The 19,934-nt window shown below is 66.2% G+C and carries 19 protein-coding genes; 11 read left to right on the forward strand and 8 right to left on the reverse strand.

All coding sequences use genetic code 11. The features are described 5' to 3' along the window. Positions 1-25: 25 nt before the first annotated feature. Positions 26-1,117 (reverse strand): alpha/beta hydrolase, encoded by a 1,092-nt coding sequence (locus F8O07_RS02975; RefSeq protein ID WP_158030668.1) that lies wholly within the window; start codon positions 1,115-1,117, stop codon positions 26-28. 65 nt (positions 1,118-1,182) lie between these two features. Between F8O07_RS02975 and lipB the strand changes: the two genes are divergently transcribed. The 3 genes from lipB to F8O07_RS02990 are packed head-to-tail and all read left to right on the forward strand — an operon-like array spanning position 1,183 to position 4,032. After that, the gene (gene lipB, locus F8O07_RS02980; RefSeq protein ID WP_158030669.1) at positions 1,183-1,848 is read left to right on the forward strand and encodes a lipoyl(octanoyl) transferase LipB; all 666 of its coding nucleotides are present in this window, start codon (positions 1,183-1,185) and stop codon (positions 1,846-1,848) included. Continuing rightward, on the forward strand, positions 1,845-3,089 hold the full coding sequence (lipA, locus tag F8O07_RS02985) for a lipoyl synthase (protein WP_412973605.1): 1,245 nt from the start codon (positions 1,845-1,847) through the stop codon (positions 3,087-3,089). The genes lipB and lipA overlap by 4 nt, the downstream gene beginning before the upstream one ends. A gap of 22 nt (positions 3,090-3,111) precedes the next feature. After that, entirely contained in the window at positions 3,112-4,032 is a 921-nt protein-coding gene (locus F8O07_RS02990) for an AEC family transporter (protein WP_192496612.1), read from the forward strand. Between the two features lie 219 nt (positions 4,033-4,251). On the opposite strand, the gene F8O07_RS02995 is transcribed toward F8O07_RS02990, so the two are convergent. Together F8O07_RS02995 and F8O07_RS03000 are read right to left on the reverse strand one after the other, a co-directional pair. Then, positions 4,252-5,100, reverse strand: coding sequence for an endonuclease domain-containing protein (locus F8O07_RS02995; RefSeq protein ID WP_158030671.1), 849 nt, complete (start codon positions 5,098-5,100; stop codon positions 4,252-4,254). A 291-nt stretch (positions 5,101-5,391) separates the two neighbouring features. Continuing rightward, positions 5,392-6,204 carry an exodeoxyribonuclease III gene (locus F8O07_RS03000; protein ID WP_158030672.1) on the reverse strand — a complete coding sequence of 271 codons (813 nt, stop codon included), beginning with the start codon at positions 6,202-6,204 and terminating at the stop codon, positions 5,392-5,394. Between the two features lie 151 nt (positions 6,205-6,355). Here F8O07_RS03000 and pyrE point away from each other — a divergent pair, with 151 nt between their 5' ends. From pyrE to F8O07_RS03040, 8 genes are all read left to right on the forward strand, one after another. Continuing rightward, on the forward strand, positions 6,356-6,919 hold the full coding sequence (gene pyrE / locus F8O07_RS03005) for an orotate phosphoribosyltransferase (RefSeq protein ID WP_158030673.1): 564 nt from the start codon (positions 6,356-6,358) through the stop codon (positions 6,917-6,919). Positions 6,920-7,045: 126 nt separating this feature from the next. Next, a complete protein-coding gene (locus F8O07_RS03010; RefSeq protein WP_158030674.1) occupies positions 7,046-7,855 on the forward strand; it encodes an HAD-IIA family hydrolase in 810 nt (269 codons plus the stop codon). Between the two features lie 25 nt (positions 7,856-7,880). After that, positions 7,881-8,591 carry a TrmH family RNA methyltransferase gene (locus F8O07_RS03015; protein WP_158030675.1) on the forward strand — a complete coding sequence of 237 codons (711 nt, stop codon included), beginning with the start codon at positions 7,881-7,883 and terminating at the stop codon, positions 8,589-8,591. Positions 8,592-8,777: 186 nt separating this feature from the next. Continuing rightward, entirely contained in the window at positions 8,778-10,589 is a 1,812-nt protein-coding gene (locus F8O07_RS03020) for a phosphoenolpyruvate carboxykinase (GTP) (RefSeq protein ID WP_158030676.1), read from the forward strand. Positions 10,590-10,676: 87 nt separating this feature from the next. Continuing rightward, complete coding sequence (locus F8O07_RS03025; RefSeq protein WP_158030677.1) at positions 10,677-12,374, forward strand: hypothetical protein; 1,698 nt, start codon at positions 10,677-10,679, stop codon at positions 12,372-12,374. 102 nt (positions 12,375-12,476) lie between these two features. Next, complete coding sequence (locus F8O07_RS03030) at positions 12,477-13,766, forward strand: adenylosuccinate synthase (RefSeq protein WP_158030678.1); 1,290 nt, start codon at positions 12,477-12,479, stop codon at positions 13,764-13,766. 18 nt (positions 13,767-13,784) lie between these two features. Continuing rightward, complete coding sequence (gene nth, locus F8O07_RS03035) at positions 13,785-14,450, forward strand: endonuclease III (protein ID WP_158030679.1); 666 nt, start codon at positions 13,785-13,787, stop codon at positions 14,448-14,450. A gap of 103 nt (positions 14,451-14,553) precedes the next feature. Then, a complete protein-coding gene (locus F8O07_RS03040) occupies positions 14,554-14,904 on the forward strand; it encodes a hypothetical protein (protein WP_158030680.1) in 351 nt (116 codons plus the stop codon). Positions 14,905-14,940: 36 nt separating this feature from the next. On the opposite strand, the gene F8O07_RS03045 is transcribed toward F8O07_RS03040, so the two are convergent. The 5 genes from F8O07_RS03045 to F8O07_RS03065 all read right to left on the reverse strand — a co-directional run bounded on the left by F8O07_RS03045 (position 14,941) and on the right by F8O07_RS03065 (position 19,908). After that, a complete protein-coding gene (locus tag F8O07_RS03045) occupies positions 14,941-15,306 on the reverse strand; it encodes a GNAT family N-acetyltransferase (protein WP_158030681.1) in 366 nt (121 codons plus the stop codon). A gap of 155 nt (positions 15,307-15,461) precedes the next feature. Then, a complete protein-coding gene (gene purL / locus F8O07_RS03050) occupies positions 15,462-17,759 on the reverse strand; it encodes a phosphoribosylformylglycinamidine synthase subunit PurL (protein ID WP_158030682.1) in 2,298 nt (765 codons plus the stop codon). Then, positions 17,756-18,556: a phosphoribosylformylglycinamidine synthase subunit PurQ gene (purQ, locus tag F8O07_RS03055; protein WP_158030683.1), complete on the reverse strand. Its 801-nt coding sequence runs from the start codon at positions 18,554-18,556 to the stop codon at positions 17,756-17,758. The genes purL and purQ overlap by 4 nt, the downstream gene beginning before the upstream one ends. Further along, a complete protein-coding gene (gene purS, locus F8O07_RS03060; RefSeq protein WP_158030684.1) occupies positions 18,556-18,810 on the reverse strand; it encodes a phosphoribosylformylglycinamidine synthase subunit PurS in 255 nt (84 codons plus the stop codon). The genes purQ and purS overlap by 1 nt, the downstream gene beginning before the upstream one ends. Before the next feature lie 216 nt (positions 18,811-19,026). Further along, positions 19,027-19,908 carry a phosphoribosylaminoimidazolesuccinocarboxamide synthase gene (locus F8O07_RS03065; protein WP_158030685.1) on the reverse strand — a complete coding sequence of 294 codons (882 nt, stop codon included), beginning with the start codon at positions 19,906-19,908 and terminating at the stop codon, positions 19,027-19,029. Positions 19,909-19,934: the final 26 nt, after the last annotated feature.

Raw genomic sequence — 19,934 nt, forward strand, 5'->3', positions numbered from 1 at the left:
CGGCCGCGATGATCATGCCGGCGCCTCAGCGCAGGTAGCCGCCGGCCCAGCGTTCGATGGCTGCGAACGCTGCCTGCCTCACCAGAGGCCGCGAGAGAAAGATGTCGTGCAGGGCGTCTTCGATGCGCACCACTGTGACCTCCGCCCCCAGGCCGAGGGCCCGTTCGGCGACGTCGCGAACGTTGAGCACGCTGTCTGTGCGAAGCATCGCATCGTTCCACGTGGTCGACAGCGTGCTGTGCGCCGAGGTCATGGTGAGAATGGGGATTCGCACGTCGAGCCCGGCGGCGACGCGCGCGTGCCCGGCGAGCACCGCCGACAGCCAGATCGCCGGCATGTCGCAGCCGCGGGGCAGCCGCCACTCCTCGTTGAACGTCCACTGTCCTCGGGCCTCGGCGCTGACCGAACGGTTGTAGTAGCCCAAGTCGATCGACGGCAGCGTGTTGTGCGGATCGACTCGGGACTGCAGCTCGAGCATCGGCGCGATCACCTGTCGCCCGATGGCCTTCGCCTGCAGCTCGAGCCAGGGGCTGTTGAGCAGCAGGGCGTCGGCCCGACCGGCATGCCGATCTGCCCAGAGGCTGAGGATGAGACCGCCGGTCGAATGTCCGAACAGCGCCAGTCGACGCTTGTGAGCGTGGTGGCGGCGTGCGGGAGTGAGCAGGCTCGCGATCTCTTCGAGCGGGCGTCTGGCTCGTGTCGGCTCGAACGGATCGTCTGCCATCGCCTCGAGCGCCGTAGCGATGTCATAGTCGTATTCGTTCAGATTCGAGATCAGCCCATGCGTCTGCCCGGGACGCAGGCTTCGGCCGTACTTGCGCAGATCGAGCGCATAGAAGCGCGCCCCGCGCTCGGCGAACCATCGTGCGACGTGAGGGTGGAAGAAATAGTCGTTCCAGCCGTGCACATAGAGTACGTCCCACCCGGCGAAGATCTGCCCGCCGGCGGGCAGACGCCCGGGCTGCGCGCTGCGGGCGGCATCCTTCGGCCGATATCTGACCAGGGTTGCGAAGACGTCGCCTTCTGCGTCGACGCCCAACGGCAGGGTGCGCTGTTCGAAGTCGTCGCCGAGCACATCCGGGTGCCAGCGACCGTCTGGCGGCGTGAAGGTCTGCATGCCTCACATTATGGTCGAGTGGCGGGTGTCATTTCGTGTCATCGAGATGGGATAGTGTGACAGGTGTGAACGTCAGCACTGCCACCGGGATCCCCATCAAGGTGGTCGGGCTCGCCCCCGACCTCGTCGACTACCGCGAGGCCCTCGACCTGCAGGAGCGAACCGAGGCCGCCGTGAAGGCGGGCGACAGCCGTGGCGACGTCTTTCTGCTCGAGCACCCGGCGGTCTACACCGCAGGTCGTCGTGCAGACCCCGCAGACTACCCCACCGACGGCACGCCCGTCGTACCGATCAACCGCGGCGGCAAAGTGACCTGGCACGGGCCGGGCCAGCTGATCGGCTACCCCGTCTTCGAACTGCGCGAGCACCTGCGACTGGTGCCCTACGTGCGGTCGGTCGAGCAGGCGCTCATCGACTCGCTGGCAGAGATCGGCATCGACGGCTTTCGCGTCGAGGGCCGGTCAGGAGTCTGGGTCAACACTGGGCTGCCGACCGACGAGAAGATCGCGCAGATCGGCATCCATGCCTCGCGCGGCGTGACCACGCACGGCTTCTCACTGAACTGCAGCACTGACAACTCCGTCTTCCATACTTTCGTGCCCTGCGGCATCACCGATGCCGGTGTGACCAGCATCTCGCAGGTGCTCGGCCACACCGTGACGCCAGCCGACATGGTGCCGATCGTCACCCCCCATCTTGAGAAGCTCATCGAGGAGGTCGCCGTCTCATGACTCAGCCCGTTCCCGATCATGTCGCCCGAATGCTCGCAACTCGTGTCGAGACCGCGCCGGGCGCGGCGGCGCAGGGCGCCGGCTGCGCCTGCGGGGGCACGCATGAGTCGAATGCTGACACGACCCACGCCGCTGGCGGCTGCGGATGCGGCTCTCACGGTGCCAGCGCATCCGCTGGCCCGGCCAGTCTCGGCATGCCCACCATGCCGGCACGCACCGCGGGGCCGTCGCGTGGCAACCTGCGCAACCTCAGACAGGACGGTGAGCGAAAACTGCGCCGCGTCGAGCGCCGCAACGCCGAGACCCCGATCGAGAAGAAGCCCTCGTGGATCAAGACGCGAGCGCACTTGGGCCCCGAGTACCAGCAGCTGCACGGCCTGGTGAAGAACGAGGGGCTGCACACGGTCTGCCAGGAGGCCGGGTGCCCGAACATCTTCGAATGCTGGGAAGACCGTGAGGCGACGTTCCTCATCGGCGGCGCGATCTGCACTCGGCGCTGTGACTTCTGCGACATCATGTCGGGCAAGCCCGAGCCGCTCGACATGGACGAGCCGCGTCGTGTCGGCGAGTCGGTCGCGCGCATGGATCTGCGCTATGCCACGATCACCGGTGTCACCCGCGACGACCTGCCCGACGACGGCGCCTGGCTGTATGCCGAGACCATTCGCCAGATTCATGAGCAGAACCCGGGCACCGGCGTCGAGGTGCTCGCCGACGACTTGAGCGGCAAGCCCGAGCGGCTGCAGCTGGTGTTCGACGCGAAGCCCGAGGTGTTCGCGCACAACCTTGAGACGGTGCCGCGCATCTTCAAACGCATTCGCCCGGCGTTCCGCTATGAGCGCTCGCTCGATGTGCTCACCCAGGCGCGGGCTGCCGGCATGATCACGAAGTCCAACCTCATTCTCGGCATGGGCGAGACCCGTGAAGAGATCTCGCAGGCCATGCACGATCTGCATGAGGCCGGATGCGACATTCTGACCATCACGCAGTACCTGCGGCCGTCGAAGCTGCACCACCCGATCGATCGCTGGGTCAAGCCGCAGGAGTTCGTCGAGCTCAAGGCCGAGGCCGAACAGATCGGCTTCCCCGGGGTGCTCTCCGGGCCGTTGGTGCGGTCGTCGTACCGGGCCGGTCGGTTGTGGGCGCAGACCATGCGCAAGCGCGGGCGTGCCATTCCTGCGCACCTGCAGCACCTTGCAGACAAGGCGGATCAGCCGGACGCGTTCCGGCAGGCCGTCTGACCATGCATCCGGGAATCAGCTCGTGAGCGGGGTGCTCGTCGGCTTCGGCGTCATCACGGTCATCATTCTCGTCGGCTTCGGCCTCGGGCGTGGCGGGGTGCTCGGGCCTGAGGCTCGGCCGGTGCTGTCGAAGCTGATCTTCTATGTGGCTCAGCCCTGCCTGCTGTTCAGCCTGATCGTCAAGACGCAGCCGCAGGATCTGCTCACCCCGGCTCTCGGCGTGCAGATGATCTCGGTCGCCGCGGCGATCGTGATCTATCTCGCCGTGGTCGTGCCGATCTGGCGCCCCAAGGGCGGCGAGACGGTGATCGGAGTCATGTCGGCGTCCTACGTGAACATCGGCAACCTCGGTATTCCGATTGCGGTATATGCGCTCGGCGACTCCTCGCAGATCGCCCCGATCATGCTCTTCCAGATGGCGCTCTACACGCCGATCGCGATGATCTGTCTCGACATCGTGACCGGCGGAGGAGACGGCTTGTGGCCCACCCTCAAACACGTGCTGCTGAACCCGGTGCTGATCGCGAGTGTCGTGGCCATCGCGGTGGTGACGATCGGCATTCCGGTTCCCGACGTGATCTATGAGCCTGTCCACCTGATCGCTGGCATCTCGGTGCCGACGATGCTGATCAACTTCGGCATGTCGCTGGCTGCGAAGCGTCCGTTCTCAGCAGGCAGCCCGATCGGGCGCATCACGGTGGCCGTGCTGGTCAAGAGCTTCGTGCAGCCGGCGATCGGGTGGGTGCTCGCCGTGCACCTCTTCGGCCTGTCGGGGCATGCGCTGATGGTGGCTGTGGTGATGGCCGCGCTACCGACGGCGCAGAACACGTACAACTACGCGACGACCTATGGTGTGGGGCAGACGCTTGCGCGAGACACCGCGTTCACCAGCACGCTGATCTCGGTGCCAGTCGTCGCGGGCATCGTCGCGCTGCTCTACTGAGCCCACCTGCCGTACTTTCGCTCACCCCAGCACCCACCTACTCCAGCCCACCCGGCATCTGCACCTGCCTGCTCCTGCAGAGCGCTCATCTGCGAGGATTGCAGCTCGCCGCCACGGATTGGCGAAACTATGGGGGACTTTAGCCAATCGAGGTGCACGGTGTGCGAATTCGGGCGGCGTCGCGCTCTGGCAGCTCACACGGCAGGAGCTGCAGACGTTTCAGTCAATGGTGAGCAGCCGCAGAATGTCGGCATAGACACCAGCCCAGTTCTGCATGATCTGCGGATAGCTGTATCTGGCCAGACGGTAGCCGGCAGCGCGGATGTCAGCCTCTTTCGCGCGATCCTGCAGCGTGCGCTGGTGCTCATCGTGTGTGCGCCCATCGACTTCGATCGCCAGAATTCCGTCGACCACCAAATCGATGCGCTGACTGTGTGCGATGACCACCTGAGCCTCGACATGGTGGCCGGCCAAGGTCAGCAGCACTCGTACGATGCTCTCGAGCCCCGACTCGGCAGCCGAGTCGGAATGCGCGATGACTCGGCGTCCGAAAGGCGTACGCGAGAGCTCGGCGAACAGATCGGTGGGGCTGATCGTGAGGGACTGTCGGCTGCGCTGGGGCTTCGCCAGCGTGCAGAATCGAGCCAGTGAGTCGACGACCGCGACCGCCTGCTCAAGCGGCTGATCCGACAGCCCATGACGCAGCGCGATGATCGTCGGGACCACGCCGAACTGCACGTCTGGGCTGCACAGTCGGGGCCAGCGGTGGCCAACCCAGCCCTGGGGGTGAGCAGGGTGGTGTGTGTACATGTGACGTGGTGAGTGGGGCGGCAGCCAGATACCGTCGGCGAGGAGTTTGAGACGGTGGAGTCCGCTCAGTACCCCGCCGGCCTGAACCGCTGCCAGAACGGCGCTCTCTGCGTTACGTTCGGCATGCCAGCCTGTCCGCACCGTTGTGAGCGTGCCGTCGGCGTGCAGGCTTCTGATCTGCCACCGTGAGATGCCTGCACGGGCGAGCGTCGCAGTCGTGCAGACGCCGAACGGTGAGAATCGGTGCGGTAACGGCATAGCTCTGATGCTCGCAGCAAATGGCAGCTCGCCATATGGGCGTTTCGCCGTTGTGGAGAATTCCGGGTCTGCCTGCCCAATGTGGAGAATCTGTCACGTGCTCTGGATCTCGCACTCCGTCTGGGCGCTTTGTGAGACGACCCCGCCGGCAGGCTTCCGCGCACAGCTCAGTTCGCACAGCTGACCCAGCGTGCCTGCGGGGATTGCACCTCACCGCCACGGATTGGCAAAATACGGGCGATTCTGAGCAATCGCGGTAGACAGCCTGCAATCTCCGTCAGCGCGCAGCGCTCAGAACGCCATCGGCCGGTCGTCGTCGAAGGCGCCGGGCACATCGATGTCGACGACCACGGGCACATGGTCGCTGGGCTGCACACCCTCGCGTGCACCGCGGTCGACGAACGCGTTCTCGACACCCGCGGCAAACGCGGGCGACCCCATCACGAAGTCGATGCGCATGCCTTCGTCGCGGATGAAGCGCAGCTGCTTGTAGTCCCAATACGTGTACCCGGGGGCGTAGGGGCGCACGACGTCGGAGAACCCCGCACGTTCGAACGCCGCGAAAGCGTCACGCTCGGGCTGTGAGACGTGCGTCTTGCCCGCGAACGCCTTCATGTCCCACACATCAGTGTCGCGCGGAGCGATGTTCCAGTCGCCGACCAGCGCGATGCGGGCGTCAGGGTCGTCGGCGAGCCAGCCCACGGCATCCGCATGCAGCTGACGCAGCCAGGCGAGCTTGTAGGCGTAGTGCGGGTCGTCGAGCTCGCGGCCGTTCGGCACATAGAGGCTCCAGACGCGCACGCCGTCGAAGGTCGCGCCGATTGCTCTCGCCTCGACCACATCGCGAAACTCCGGCTGCCCGGAGAAGCCGCGCTCGACGTCCTCGGCAGGAATGCGGCTGACCAGCGCCACGCCGTTCCACTGGTTGAGGCCGTGCATGTGCACCTCGTAGCCGAGCTCCTCGAAGCGACCGAACGGGAACTGCGACTCCTTGCACTTGATCTCCTGCATGGCGAGCACGTCGACGTCGTTCTCGTCGAGCCATTCGACGACCCGATCGATGCGGGCCCTGATCGAGTTCACGTTCCAAGTTGCGATGCGCACGGGGTCACTTTATCAACGTCGGGGGATGCCGGAGGCGCGCTGGGTCTGCGAGCCGCGCGCTGGTCGGGTGTGCAGGGCGCCGCCGGGGGAGTGCACGCCCCGCCGGCCATCGGCGCCAGAGCCACTCGCCGCGCACACGTAGAATGGCGGCATGACTTCTGCGCCCGCAATCGACGACGTTCGCCGTCAGCTCATCTCGTACATCAACTCCGACGCGGTGTTCCACGGTGACTTCACCCTGGTCAGCGGCAAGCATGCGACCTACTACGTCGACATGCGCAAGGTGAGCCTCGACTACCGAGTGTCACCGCTGATCGGCCAGGTCATGGTCGATCTGATCAAAGACGTGCCAGACATCTATGCGGTGGGCGGGCTGACCCTCGGGGCAGACCCCATCGCTACCTCGATTCTGCATCAGGGCGTCGCGGCGGGGCAGCACTATCACGCCTTCGTCGTGCGCAAAGAGCCCAAAGACCACGGCCGGGGCCGTCAGGTCGAGGGTCCTGATCTCACGGGCAAGCGCGTGATCGTGGTCGAAGACACCTCGACCACCGGAGGGTCGCCGCTGAAGGCAATCGAGGCCCTGAAGAAGGTCGGCGCAGAGATCGCCGCGGTGGCCGTCGTCGTCGACCGCCATACCGGTGCGAAAGAGGCCATCGAGGCCGAGGGCATCCCGTATCTGGCTGCGATCAGCGTCGACGAGCTCGACGTCTGAGCTCATGGTCTTGCGCTGTCCTGCTGCATCGCCGGATCCGGCGTCTGAACTGAGGCCTGCGCACCGCGAGCTGAACAGACGCTGAACGCGCCCGCCACTCTCGCACGTCTGTGGCATTCTGGAGTCATGAGCGAAGATCTGCAGCCCGAGTCACCAGTCGAGCCGGAACGGCGCTCGCGCATCGTCTCGTGGCTGACCGACATGGACGGCGTGTTGGTCAAAGAAGGTCGCGCCCTGCCTGGCGCGGGTGAGCTGATCCGCAGCTGGCGAGCGGCCGGTCGGCGCTTCTTGGTGCTCACCAACAATTCGATCTACACGCCGCGTGACCTGAGCGCACGGCTGCACTCGATGGGCATCGACGTCGCCGAAGACGAGATCTGGACCTCGGCGCTCGCCACTGCGCACTTTCTGAAGTCGCAGATGCCCGGCGGCAGCGCCTATGTGGTCGGCGAAGCGGGGCTGACCACGGCGCTCTACGAGGCCGGCTTCGTCATGACCGATCGTGACCCCGACTACGTGGTCGTGGGCGAGACCCGCACCTATTCGTTCGAGGCGATCGCCAAGGCGATCAGGCTGATTCTCGGCGGCGCGCGCTTCATCAGCACGAACCCCGATCCGACCGGACCCGGCCCCGAAGGGCCGCTGCCCGCCACCGGAGCGATCGCCGCACTGATCTCGAAGGCCACGGGCGGTCACGAACCCTATATCGTGGGCAAGCCGAACCCGATGATGTTCCGCTCGGCGATGACGCGCATCGGCGCCCACTCGCAGACCACCGGGATGATCGGCGATCGCATGGACACCGACGTGGTCGCCGGCATCGAGGCCGGTCTGCACACTGTGCTCGTGCTCACCGGCATCTCAGACCGTGCCGAGGTCGAGCGCTACCCGTTCCGTCCCGACGAAGTGCTCGACTCGGTGTCAGACCTGATCTGACGGCCTGCGGCGCTACACTCGTCGGGTGAACGAGCAGAGCAACGCAACCGACAGCCGACCTGACGCGCAGCAGTCTGAGCCGAGCACGGCATCCCCGGAACGCACCACGCACGGCGTCGGCCCGTGGCCCGGCGGTCAGGCCAGCTGGCCCGACGACCCGTGCTACGACCCTGAGCTGCTCGAGCATGGCGACTCTCGCAACGTGATCGACCGCTACCGGTACTGGAATATGGCGGCCATCGTCGCCGATCTCGATCAGCAGCGGCATCCGTTCCATGTGGCGATCGAGAACTGGCAGCACGACATGAACATCGGCTCGATCGTGCGCAGCGCCAACGCGTTTCTGGCCGAGCGCGTGCACATCATCGGCAACCGACGCTGGAACAAGCGCGGTGCGATGGTCACTGATCGCTACCAGCACGTCGACCACCACGCGACGATAGAGGAGTTCGTCGACTGGGCGCATCGCTTAGAGCTGCCGATCATCGGCGTCGACAATGTGCCGGGGTCGGTGCCGGTCGAGGGGCTGCACCTGCCTGAGCGATGTGTGTTCCTGTTCGGGCAGGAGGGCCCCGGGCTCAGCGAGGCTGCGATCGAGGCGTCGGACGAGATCGTCGAGATCACGCAGTTCGGGTCGACCCGGTCGATCAACGCGTCGGCGGCGGCTGCGGTAATCATGCATGACTGGGTGCGGGAGCACGCCGTGATCCCTGGAACGGCCGCTCCGGCGCACTGAGATGACGCGGATGCCGTGCGCGGCGTGCGCCCCTCGTCTCACGGTGCGTGTCTGGTCTCCGACGTGGAGCGGACGCCCGGTCGGCCACCGGTTCGCACAAAATATATTGCCGGTATAGTGTAGGTCTTGCAGGGCCAACGGCGTCCCCTGAAACACCTCAGCTATCAATGAAGAGAGTCGAATTCCATGGTTCAGCACAATGAGTCCGTACGCCAGTGGGTCGGTCAGTTCGCAGAGATTCTGCAGCCTGATCGCATTGAGTGGGCTGACGGCTCGCAGGAGGAATGGGATCGCCTCACCCAGCAGCTCGTCGACGACGGCACCTTCATTCGGCTGAACCCCGAGAAACGTCCGAACAGCTTTCTCGCTCGCACCGACCCCACCGACGTGGCGCGCGTGGAAGACCGCACCTTCATCTGCTCGAAGAGCGAGGCAGACGCCGGGCCGACCAACAACTGGCGTGACCCCGACGAGATGCGCGCAGAGCTCAAAGAGGCGTTCACCGGCGCCATGCGCGGTCGCACCATGTACGTCATCCCCTTCTCGATGGGTCCTTTCGGCGGTGACATCTCGAAGGTCGGCATCCAGCTCACCGACTCTCCCTACGTCGTGGTGAGCATGCACCTGATGACTCGCGTCGACAACGACAAGGTCGCCGAGCAGATCAACGCCGGCGCCGAGTGGGTGCCGGCTGTGCACTCGGTCGGTCACCCGCTGCGCGACGAGGCTGGCAACGAGATCGCCGACGTGCCGTGGCCGTGCAGCAAGAAGAAGTACATCGTCCAGTTTCCCGAGACCCGCGAGATCTGGTCGTTCGGCTCGGGCTACGGCGGCAACGCCCTGCTCGGCAAGAAGTGCTACGCGCTGCGCATCGCCTCGGCGATGGGGCGCGATCAGGGCTGGCTCGCCGAGCACATGCTGCTGATTCGCGCCACCAGCCCGGCAGGCCGGAGCTACCACATCACCGCGGCGTTCCCGTCGGCCTGCGGCAAGACGAACTTCGCGATGATGCGCCCGACGCTGCCCGGCTGGAAGGTCGAGACGCTCGGCGACGACATCGTCTGGATGCGCCCCAAGGCAGACGGCCGCCTGTACGCGATCAACCCTGAGAACGGGTTCTTCGGCGTCGCTCCGGGCACTGGCGTCACGACGAATCCGAATGCGATCGAAGCGCTCAGCGAGAACGTCATCTTCACCAACGTCGCACTGACAGACGACGGCGACGTGTGGTGGGAGGGGCTCACCGAAGAGGTGCCCGAGCACCTCACCGACTGGCGCGGTCGCGAGTGGACTCCGGCCAGCGAGACGACTGCCGCGCACCCGAACTCCCGCTTCACGGTGCGCGCCGACCAGGCGCCGTCGCTCGCTGATGACTGGGATGCCCCGGAAGGCGTGCCGGTCGACGCAATTCTCTTCGGTGGTCGCCGTCGCACCAACACCCCGCTCGTGGTCGAGTCGAACTCGTGGCGTGACGGCGTCTACATCGGGGCCACCATGGCCAGTGAGCAGACCGCCGCCGCTGAGGGCACCGTGGGGCAGCTGCGCCGAGACCCCTTCGCGATGCTGCCGTTCTGCGGCTACAACATGGCCGACTACTGGGGGCACTGGCTTGAGATCGGCGAGACGCTCGGAGAGGGTGCTCCGCGCATCTTCGGCGTCAACTGGTTCCGTCGCAGCGCCGACGGATCGTTCCTCTGGCCGGGCTTCGGCGACAACTCGCGCGTGATCGACTGGATCGCTCAGCGCCTCGACGGTGACGCCGAGGGCGAGAGCAACGTCCTCGGCGTCATTCCCCGGCAGCAGGAGTTCGCGCTGGAGGGCACCGACGTCACCGATGAAGACTGGCAGGCACTCTTCGCGCTCGATCCGAAGGCCTGGCTGCACGAGACCGACGACGTCGAGAGTTATTTCAAGATCTTCGGCTCCCGCGTGCCCGTGGCACTGCGCGAGCGTCTGAGCGATCTGCAGCAGCAGCTCGAAGAGGCCGCCGACCACTGATCGCGTGACCTCCGGTCGGGCGAAACACATTCGGTAGGGTGGAGGCAGGTCGAACAGGTCTGCTCCGCTCTGCCGAAGGGAACCCCGATGACGAATCCCGCGCTCGAACACGAGGTGCGCGATCCTGCCACCAGCGCTGCCAGACTCGCCGAGATCGCCGTGGCAGAACCTGGCCTGGGGTCGCTGATCGCTCGTCACCCGAACGTCTATCCCGGACTTCTCGACTGGCTGGGCAGCGAAGGCGACCAGCGGGCCAGAGCAGAGGTCGCTCGACTTCGCTCGACCGAGGCATCTGACCGGCAGGCTGCAGATCTGGCGACCAAACCGGCCACCGGTGAAGGCGGGCCTCCGCCACGTCTGCCGCACAACACCCCACCAGTCGGATCCGCACTGCAGCCAGCGCAGCCCGAGTGGTCCTCGTCACAGCCGACGGCACCAGAGCGGCCAGGAGCAGACGAGCCGCCTACGGCCACGAAGAAGGGGCGTCGCTGGATCTGGATCACGGCGATCGTGGTCGTCATCGCACTGGCGATCGGCGGGGGAGCCTGGTGGGCGGTTCGCTCGATCGTGGGAGGCGGCCACTCGTCTCCGGAAGCCGCCGCGGTGAGCCTGATCGACGGGCTCTCCGCGAAGAACCCGGTGAAGCTGCTGGAATCGGTGGCGCCATCCGAGGCCGCGGTGCTCACCCCGCTGGTGCAGCAGTCCGCAACCCATGCCAGCGACTCCGGTCTGGGCGCAGAGGCGACAGACGTGCTCCAGAGCCTGCAGCAGGTGGTGCAGCTGATCGATGTCGAGCAGAAAGACGTCTCGACTCGCCAGGAGTCGATCGCAGACGACGAAGTGTCCAAAGTGACGTTCGTCTCAGGCACGCTCACAGTCTCGACCACCGACGAAGACACACTGGCCCAGCGACTGGCCGATCTCAGCAACAGTGCGGCCGCCATGCAGGGCAGGCCTGGAAGACAGACCACACCAGAGCAGATGCAGCGGCAGATCGACCTGCCGCAGACGATCGATCTGGCGAAACCAGACGAGCACAGCACCCTGCCGCTGTCGATGGTCACAGTGAAAGAATCCGACAAATGGTACTTCAGCCCGCTGCTCACCGCAGGCGAAGCGGCGCTCGGATCGTACAACGAGCAGCATCCCAGCGCTCAGGTGCAGCGCGGGAGGGTGCTCTCAGCGGCCGAGGCCCCTGGCGCGTCCAGCCCCGAAGAAGCGCTCTCGACGACGACCAAGGCTGTGGTCGACGCGATGCAGAGCGGCCGCTACGACGACGTGGCCAAGAGCCTGCCGACTGCTGAGCGACGAGCGTTCAGCCTGTACGGCCAGCCGTTCGCAGAACGATTCGGACGGCCGAGCTCGAACCCCCAAGTGCGGTTGGGGCAGACGCATGGGTCGAGCACGGTCAGCGGAGACCAGGCGCGCGTGATGCCCGACGGCTATGTCTTGGACTTTCCGATGTCGGGCCAGTACGTCCGTCTGGAGATCCGTCAGCTCAAGGTGACTATGACCGTGCAGGGCCGGCCGGTCACGGTCGACTTCGCGGAGCCTCCGCAGGCCGGCGAGCTGGGCATCGACCAGTTCTCGTTCATCGCGGTCAAAGAGCAGGGCGGCTGGTACTTCAGCCCCTTGTCGACCATGGCAGACGTCACCAGCAACATCTCCGGCAGGTTCATGCGGCTGCAGGATGAAGGCCGTCTCGACAGCGTGCTTCAGGACTACGGCCGGGCGATCGGCGAGCAGGTCTCACGGTCTTCGGGGTCGGGCTCACGGAGCTACTGACGCAGTCAGACCCGTGCACTACACTGGGAATGTCGTGCCTGCTGGCGAACGCCATGTTCCCGGGCCGACGGCGCACAACAGCGAACAAGTGAGAGGTGCCGAATGCCTGCCATCGTTCTGGTCGGAGCTCAATGGGGCGACGAAGGAAAGGGCAAGGCCACTGACCTGCTCGGTTCCAGCGTCGACTATGTCGTCAAGTACAACGGCGGCAACAACGCCGGCCACACCGTGGTCATCGGCGACGAGAAGTACGCCCTGCACCTGCTGCCCTCGGGCATTCTCAGCCCCGGGGTCGTGCCGGTCATCGCCAACGGCGTGGTGGTCGATATCGAAGTGCTCTTCCAAGAGCTCGATGCGATCGAGGCCCGCGGCGTCGACACCTCGAAGCTTCGGGTGAGCGCGAATGCGCATGTCATCACGCAGTATCACCGTGTGCTCGACCGTGTGAGCGAGCGCTTCCTCGGCAAACGCCAGATCGGCACCACCGGGCGCGGCATCGGCCCCGCATACGCCGACAAGATCAACCGCGTCGGCGTGCGCGTGCAGGATCTCTTCGACGAGAACATCCTTCGGCAGAAGGTCGAGGGTGCGCTCGAACAGAAGAACCAGCTGCTGGTCAAGCTCTACAATCGTCGTGCCATCGACGCCGAAGAGATCGTCGACGAGCTGCTCGGCTATGCCGACCGACTGCGCCCGATGGTGCATGACACCTCGCTCGAGCTGAACCAGGCACTCGACGCCGGGAAGACGCTGCTCTTCGAGGGCGGCCAGGCGACCATGCTCGACGTCGACCACGGCACCTACCCCTTCGTCACCTCGTCGAATCCCACCTCGGGCGGTGCAGCGACCGGTTCAGGCGTCGCCCCCAACCGCATCGACCGCGTGATCGCCGTGGCCAAGGCCTATGTCACACGAGTCGGAGCCGGGCCGTTCCCGACCGAGCTCTTCGACGAGAGCGGTGACTACCTGCGCAAGACCGGCTTCGAGTTCGGCGTCACCACCGGGCGCCCGCGCCGCACCGGCTGGTATGACTCGCTGGTGTCGCGCTATGCCGCGCGAGTCAACGGGGTCACCGACTTCGTGCTCACCAAGCTCGACGTGCTCACCGGCATCGAGAAGATCCCCGTGGCCGTGGCCTACGACGTCGACGGCACGCGCTTCGACGAGATGCCCGTCAACCAGAGCGACTTCCACCACGCCAAGCCGATCTACGAGTACTTCCCAGGCTGGAGCGAAGACATCTCCACCGCGCGCGAGTTCGACGATCTGCCAGCGAATGCCAAAGCCTACGTCGAGCATCTCGAAGAGCTCTCCGGCGCACGCATCTCGGTGATCGGCACAGGCGCTGCTCGTGACGCGATCATCGAACGTCACAGCATGCTGCACGACTGACCCGACCCGGGCATCCGCATGACCACTTGGGCCGACGTCGAACGCGAGACGCCGCTCGCGCGCACTCGCCGTGCGCGAAAGATGGGGCGCATCCTCGCTGAGACCTATCCCGAGGCTCACTGCGAGCTCGACTTTCGCTCGCCGTACGAGCTGACGGCGGCGACGATTCTCTCGGCGCAGTGCACCGACGCCAGGGTGAACATGGTCACCCCGGCCCTGTTCGCCCGGTATCCGTCGCCGCAGGCGCTCGCCGAGGCCGACCCGATCGAGCTCGAGTCGATCATTCGCTCGACCGGGTTCTTCCGGGCGAAGTCGCGCAACCTCATCGGCATGGCACAGGGCGTCGTCGAGAATTTTCATGGGGAGATCCCGCATCGGCTGAACGAGCTGGTCACGCTGCCCGGGGTCGGGCGCAAGACGGCCAACGTGGTGTTGGGCAATGCGTTCGGAGTGCCGGGGCTGACTGTGGACACCCACTTCGGGCGGCTGGTGCGGCGCTTCGGCTGGACGAAGCAGAAAGACCCCGTCAAGGTGGAGTTCGAGATCGCGGAGCTGTTCCCGAAGAAAGACTGGACTCAGCTCTCACACCAGCTCATCTGGCATGGGCGACGCATCTGCCATGCGCGCAAGCCGGAGTGCGCCAGCTGTCCGCTCGCGCAGCTGTGTCCGTCGTTCGCGCCGTGAAGGGCGTGCTGCGCCGGCGCCTCCGGCTGCGCAAACATCGGCTGTAGGTCAGGCAAGGCGGTGCTCGCGGGCGCTGTGGCTCGACCGTGGATATCGTGGACGTATGAGCATCGTCACTTCCATCCTGGTCTTTCTGCACATTCTCGGCGCGGCGGCACTCGTCGGCGGGTGGCTGGCGACGTTCAAGACCCCGACGGTGACGCAGTGGCAGCTCATCGGCGCACTCGTGCAGCTGGTCAGCGGCATCGCTCTGGTCGGCCTCGCCGAAATGGACGGGCACACGATCAACTACATCAAGATCGGCGTGAAGCTGGTGCTCGCGATCGTGATCGCCGCTGCGGCGTTCGTGGGCCGCGGCAAGGCAGTGCGCGGTGAGACCGTGCCGGTCGGCCTGGCGCATGCCGTCGGCGGGCTCGCGCTCGTCAACGTCGCGGTCGCGACGCTCTGGCACTGATCAGACCGCACCTCGGCTCGCAGCCTGTCTGACCGGCTACTCGGACGCCTCACCCTGCAGTCTCTTCATGAACTCGGGGTCGAAGATGCGGCCGTAGTCTTCGGTGTGCCTCGACAGCCATCCGCGCGCGTACGGGCACGTGGCCTTCAGCCGCGGTTGGTCGGCCTCAGCCGCGAAGTGATCTGCTGCGGTGCGCACGAGGCGCCCGGCGAGTCCACGACCGCCGTACTCCTTGTCGACCTCGGTGTGATGCAGATCGATCACACTGTCTGATCCCGTCCCCTCGCGCGCATAGTCGATGCGGCCGATACGAGCGTCGCCGTCGTAGAGGGCGAAGGCGTGCTCGTCGGGCAGGTGTCTGATGTCGACGTCGTCATGTGGATGCTGTCGGTGCGCGCTCATGCCGTCACGCTACGTGATGGTCGTTCAGAAGAGCCAGCGAACTTATACGATGCAGCTCGGCCGGCGAGCTGACACCGCAGCGACCCCGTTAACGAGCGACAGCGCCGACGAACGGGAAGCCCCGTCGGTCGGCGCTGTCGCAGCGCAGCAGCCGCTCAGCCGAAGTAGCGGGGCAGCGTGCCCTGATGCGCGGCCCGGAGCACGTCGACGCCCATCGAGAACAGCCCCTGCACCTCGAGGCCGACGGTCTTGTCGGTCACGCCGATACGGATCACCGGGTAGTCTCGGGCCGAGAGCATGCCCTCGAACCGAACCTGGTCTTCGCGAGCGACCGAGACCAGCACGCGGCCCGTCGACTCAGAGAACAGCGCAGCCGTGGCATCCACCTCATCGCGCGACATGATCTCGTCGAGCCAGACCCGCGCACCGACGCCGAAGCGCATCACGCCCTCGGCAAGCGCGACGCCCAGGCCGCCCTCGCTCAGATCGTGCGCCGAGGTGACCAGGCCCTCACGGGCGAGCGAGGCGAGAATCTCGCCGAGCTTGCGCTCTGCCGCCAGGTCGACCGTCGGCGGCACACCGCCGAGGTGGTCGTAGACCGTCTCCGCCCAAGCCGAACCGTCGAGCTCGTCGTAGGTCGTGCCGAGCAGATACAGGTTGTGGCCCTCATCCTGCCAGCCGCTCGGCACTCGGCGCGCGACGTCGTCGATGATGCCGAGCACGCCGACGACCGGCGTCGGGTGGATCGGGGTTTCACCGGTCTGGTTGTAGAAGCTCACGTTGCCGCCGGTCACCGGGATGCCCAGCTCGCGGCAGCCCGCGGCCAGCCCGGCGGTGGCCTCGGAGAACTGCCACATGACCTCGGGGTTCTCGGGGCTGCCGAAGTTCAGGCAGTCGGTCACCGCGGCGGGCACAGCGCCGCTCACGGCGACGTTGCGGTAGGCCTCTGCGAGCGCGAGTCGGGCGCCGGCACGCGGGTCGAGCTGCGCGTAGCGTCCGTTCGCGTCGGTCGCGAGAGCCACGCCCAGACCGGTCTCCTCATCGACGCGGATCATGCCTGCGTCTTCGGGGAACGAGAACGCGGTGTTGCCCAGCACGTAGTAGTCGTACTGGTTGGTGATCAGCGCTGTGTCGGCCTGGTTCGGGCTTGCGATGATCGACAGCAGTGTGTCGCCCAGACCCTCGCCCGAGTCGTCGCGCTCCAGTGCGGCCGCAGTGTCGGCCTGCAAGTCGTCGATCCATTCCGGATGCTGCACCGGGCGGTCGTAGACGGGCCCGTCAACGGCGACCGTGCGCGGCGGCACGTTCACGATCTCGACGCCACGCCAGTTGATGATCAGACGGTCGCCGTCGGTGACCTCGCCGATGACCGAGGTCTCGACGGCCCACTTCTCGGCGACGGCGAGGAACGCATCGAGCTTCTCGGGCCGCACCACGGCCATCATGCGCTCCTGCGACTCGCTCATCAGAATCTCTTCGGCGGTGAGCGTGGGGTCGCGCAGCAGCACGCTGTCGAGTTCGACGGTCATGCCGCCGTCTCCGTTGGCCGCCAGCTCACTGGTCGCACACGAGATGCCCGCCGCACCCAGGTCTTGGATGCCCTCGACGAGATCGTGCTTGAACAGCTCGATGCACATCTCGATGAGCAGCTTCTCGGCGAAGGGGTCGCCGACCTGCACGGCCGGCCGCTTCGTGGGCCCACCTTCGCTGAATGTGTCAGAGGCGAGGATCGACGCGCCGCCGATGCCGTCGCCGCCGGTGCGCGCACCGAAGAGCACGACCTTGTTTCCGGCGCCCTTGGCATTGGCCAGGTGCAGTTCGTCGTGGCGCAGCACGCCCACCGCGAGGGCGTTCACCAACGGGTTCGCCTGATACACCTTGTCGAAGACGGTCTCGCCGCCGATGTTCGGCAGGCCGAGGCTGTTCGCGTAGGCCGAGATGCCGCGCACGACTCCGTCGACGACGCGGCGGGTGTCGGGAGCGTCGATCGCGCCGAAGCGCAGCTGATCCATCACCGCAACCGGGCGTGCGCCCATCGAGATGATGTCGCGCACGATGCCTCCCACGCCGGTGGCCGCACCCTGGAAGGGCTCGACGAAGCTCGGGTGATTGTGGCTCTCGACCTTGAACGTGACGGCCCAGCCCTCGCCGATGTCGACGACGCCGGCGTTCTCGCCGATGCCGACCATCATGCGCTCGCGCTGCTCCGGAGTGGTGTCGCCGAACTGTCGCAGGTACTTCTTGCTCGACTTGTACGAGCAGTGCTCGCTCCACATCACCGAGTACATTGCGAGCTCGCCTGAGGTGGGGCGGCGCCCGAGGATGTCACGGATGCGCTGGTACTCGTCGGCGGTCAGACCGAGCTGGTCGTAGGGCTGTGCGACGTCGGGCGTCTCGGCGGCGTGCTGCACGCTGTCGGGCTGGGGCACGGCTGGGTTCTGTGTGGTGGTCATTCGCGAATCCCTGCGTCTGCGGTGTGGTGCTCTGGTGCGTGTGAGGCGGGCACCACATCGTCGACGGGTGCGATGCCCAGATGCGTGAGCACAGAGGTGAAGAAGGTCAGGCCGTCGGTGCCCGAGCGCATGCGCTCGGCGGTGTCGGGGCCGAAGCCGGGCACGATTGCGTGCTCGGGGTGCGGCATGAGGCCGACGACGTTGCCTGCGGCGTTGGTGATGCCGGCGATGTCGTGGGCCGAGCCGTTGGGGTTGCCGTCGATGTAACGCGCGATGATGCGGCCGTCGTCTTCGAGCTGCTGCAGCGTCGTCTCGTCGGCCACATAGCGGCCTTCGGCGTTCTTCAGCGGAATGACGACCTCTTGGCCGCGCTCGTAGCCGTTCGTCCACGCGGTCTCGGTCGACTCGATGCGCAGGCTCTGATCATGTCGAATGAAGTGCAGGTGCTCGTTGCGCACGAGCGCACCGGGCAGCAGGTGAGACTCGGTGAGCACCTGAAAGCCGTTGCAGATGCCGAGTACGGGCAGGCCGTCGTTCGCCGCTTCGATGATCGAGCGCATGATCGGCGACTGTGTCGCGAGCGCGCCGGCCCGCAGGTAGTCGCCGTAGCTGAACCCGCCCGGCAGTACGATGGCGTCGACACCTGAGATGTCGGTGTCGGCGTGCCAGAGGGCGACGGCCTCGGCCCCGGCGAAGCGCACCGCGCGGCGGGCGTCGCCGTCGTCGAGTGTGCCGGGAAAGGTCACGACGCCGATGCGCGCCGGCCGTGAGGCGGATGCTGTGGTCGCGTCGGCCATCAGTCCTCCTTGGCGGCGGCGACGCTGACGACGTCTTCGATAACAGGGTTCGAGAAGACGTCGGCGGCGACTTCGGCCACCTTGGAGAGCAGCTCGTCGCTGACCTCGCCGTCGACCTCGACCTCGAAGCGTTTGCCGATGCGCACGCCCGTGATCTGCTCATGGCCGAGACGCTGCAGCACCCCGGCGACCGCTTTGCCCTGAGGGTCCAGAATCTCTGGTTTGGGCATGATTTCGACAATGATCTTCGACACTGATACTCGCCTTACCGTGTGAGTGATTGTTGCGCCTGACGGCGGGCTCTATCCTATCGCAGGCGAAGGTCGGCGCACCGGGGCCGACCGAGACGTCGGGCGGCGAGACTGCGAGTCGGCAGGGCCGAAAGCCGAAGGTGGGGCTGCTCGGTTCTCCGAACAGCCCCACCTTCCGGGCGGAATCCGCTCAGCGAGGTCTCGCTAAGCGCTGCAGACTCAGCGCTCGGCCGGGGCACTCTCGCCGGTGAGCTTCTCGAAGAGCTCGCGATAGCGGGCGGCGGTCTGCTGCACGATCTCTTCGGGGAGCTCTGGCGGCACCCCGGTCTTGTCCCAGTTGTCGCTCAGCCAGTTCCGCACGATCTGCTTGTCGAAGCTCTCGCGGCGGCGGCCCTCGGCCCAGGCCTCGCGACTCCAGTAGCGGGACGAGTCAGAGGTGAGCACTTCGTCTGCCAGCACCAGACGGCCGAGGTCGCTGCCGAACTCAAACTTCGTGTCGGCGATGATCAGGTCGTGCTGCTCGGCGACGGCCGCACCCTGCTGGTAGAGGTTCAGCGAGGCGTCCCGAATGGCCTTTGCCGCCTCTTCGCCGACGAGGTCGATGCTCTGCTCGTACGAGATGTTCTCGTCGTGCTGGCCGGCAGGAGCCTTGAACGCAGGTGTGTAGATCGGCTCGGGCAGTTTGTCTCCGAATTCGAGTCCGGCGGGCAGCTCGATGCCGCACACGGTGCCGCTGCGCTGGTACTCATCCCAGCCTGATCCGGCGATGTAGCCGCGAACGACCGCCTCGAGCGGGTACATCTTGAGCCGCTTCGCGATGATCGCACGACCGGCGACGGCGTCTGGCACATCGGTGCTGAGCACGTGGTTCGCGAAGTCGAGCTTCTCGAACCACCACAGCGCCATCTGGTTGAGCAGCTCGCCCTTGCCCGGGATCGGCGGTTCGAGCATGTGGTCGAAGGCGCTGACGCGGTCTGAGGCCACCATCAGCACCTGTGTGGCGGTGTCGAGCGACTCTGCGCTCAGAGGAATGTAGAGCTCGCGCACTTTGCCGGAGTAGACGTGCTTCCAGCCGGGCAGCTCAAGGGCAGACGAAGACATGGTCACCTTTCCAGTGGTTCAGTTGT

The organism is Pseudoclavibacter sp. CFCC 13796, assembly GCF_008831185.1.
GTDB lineage: Bacteria > Actinomycetota > Actinomycetes > Actinomycetales > Microbacteriaceae > Pseudoclavibacter_A.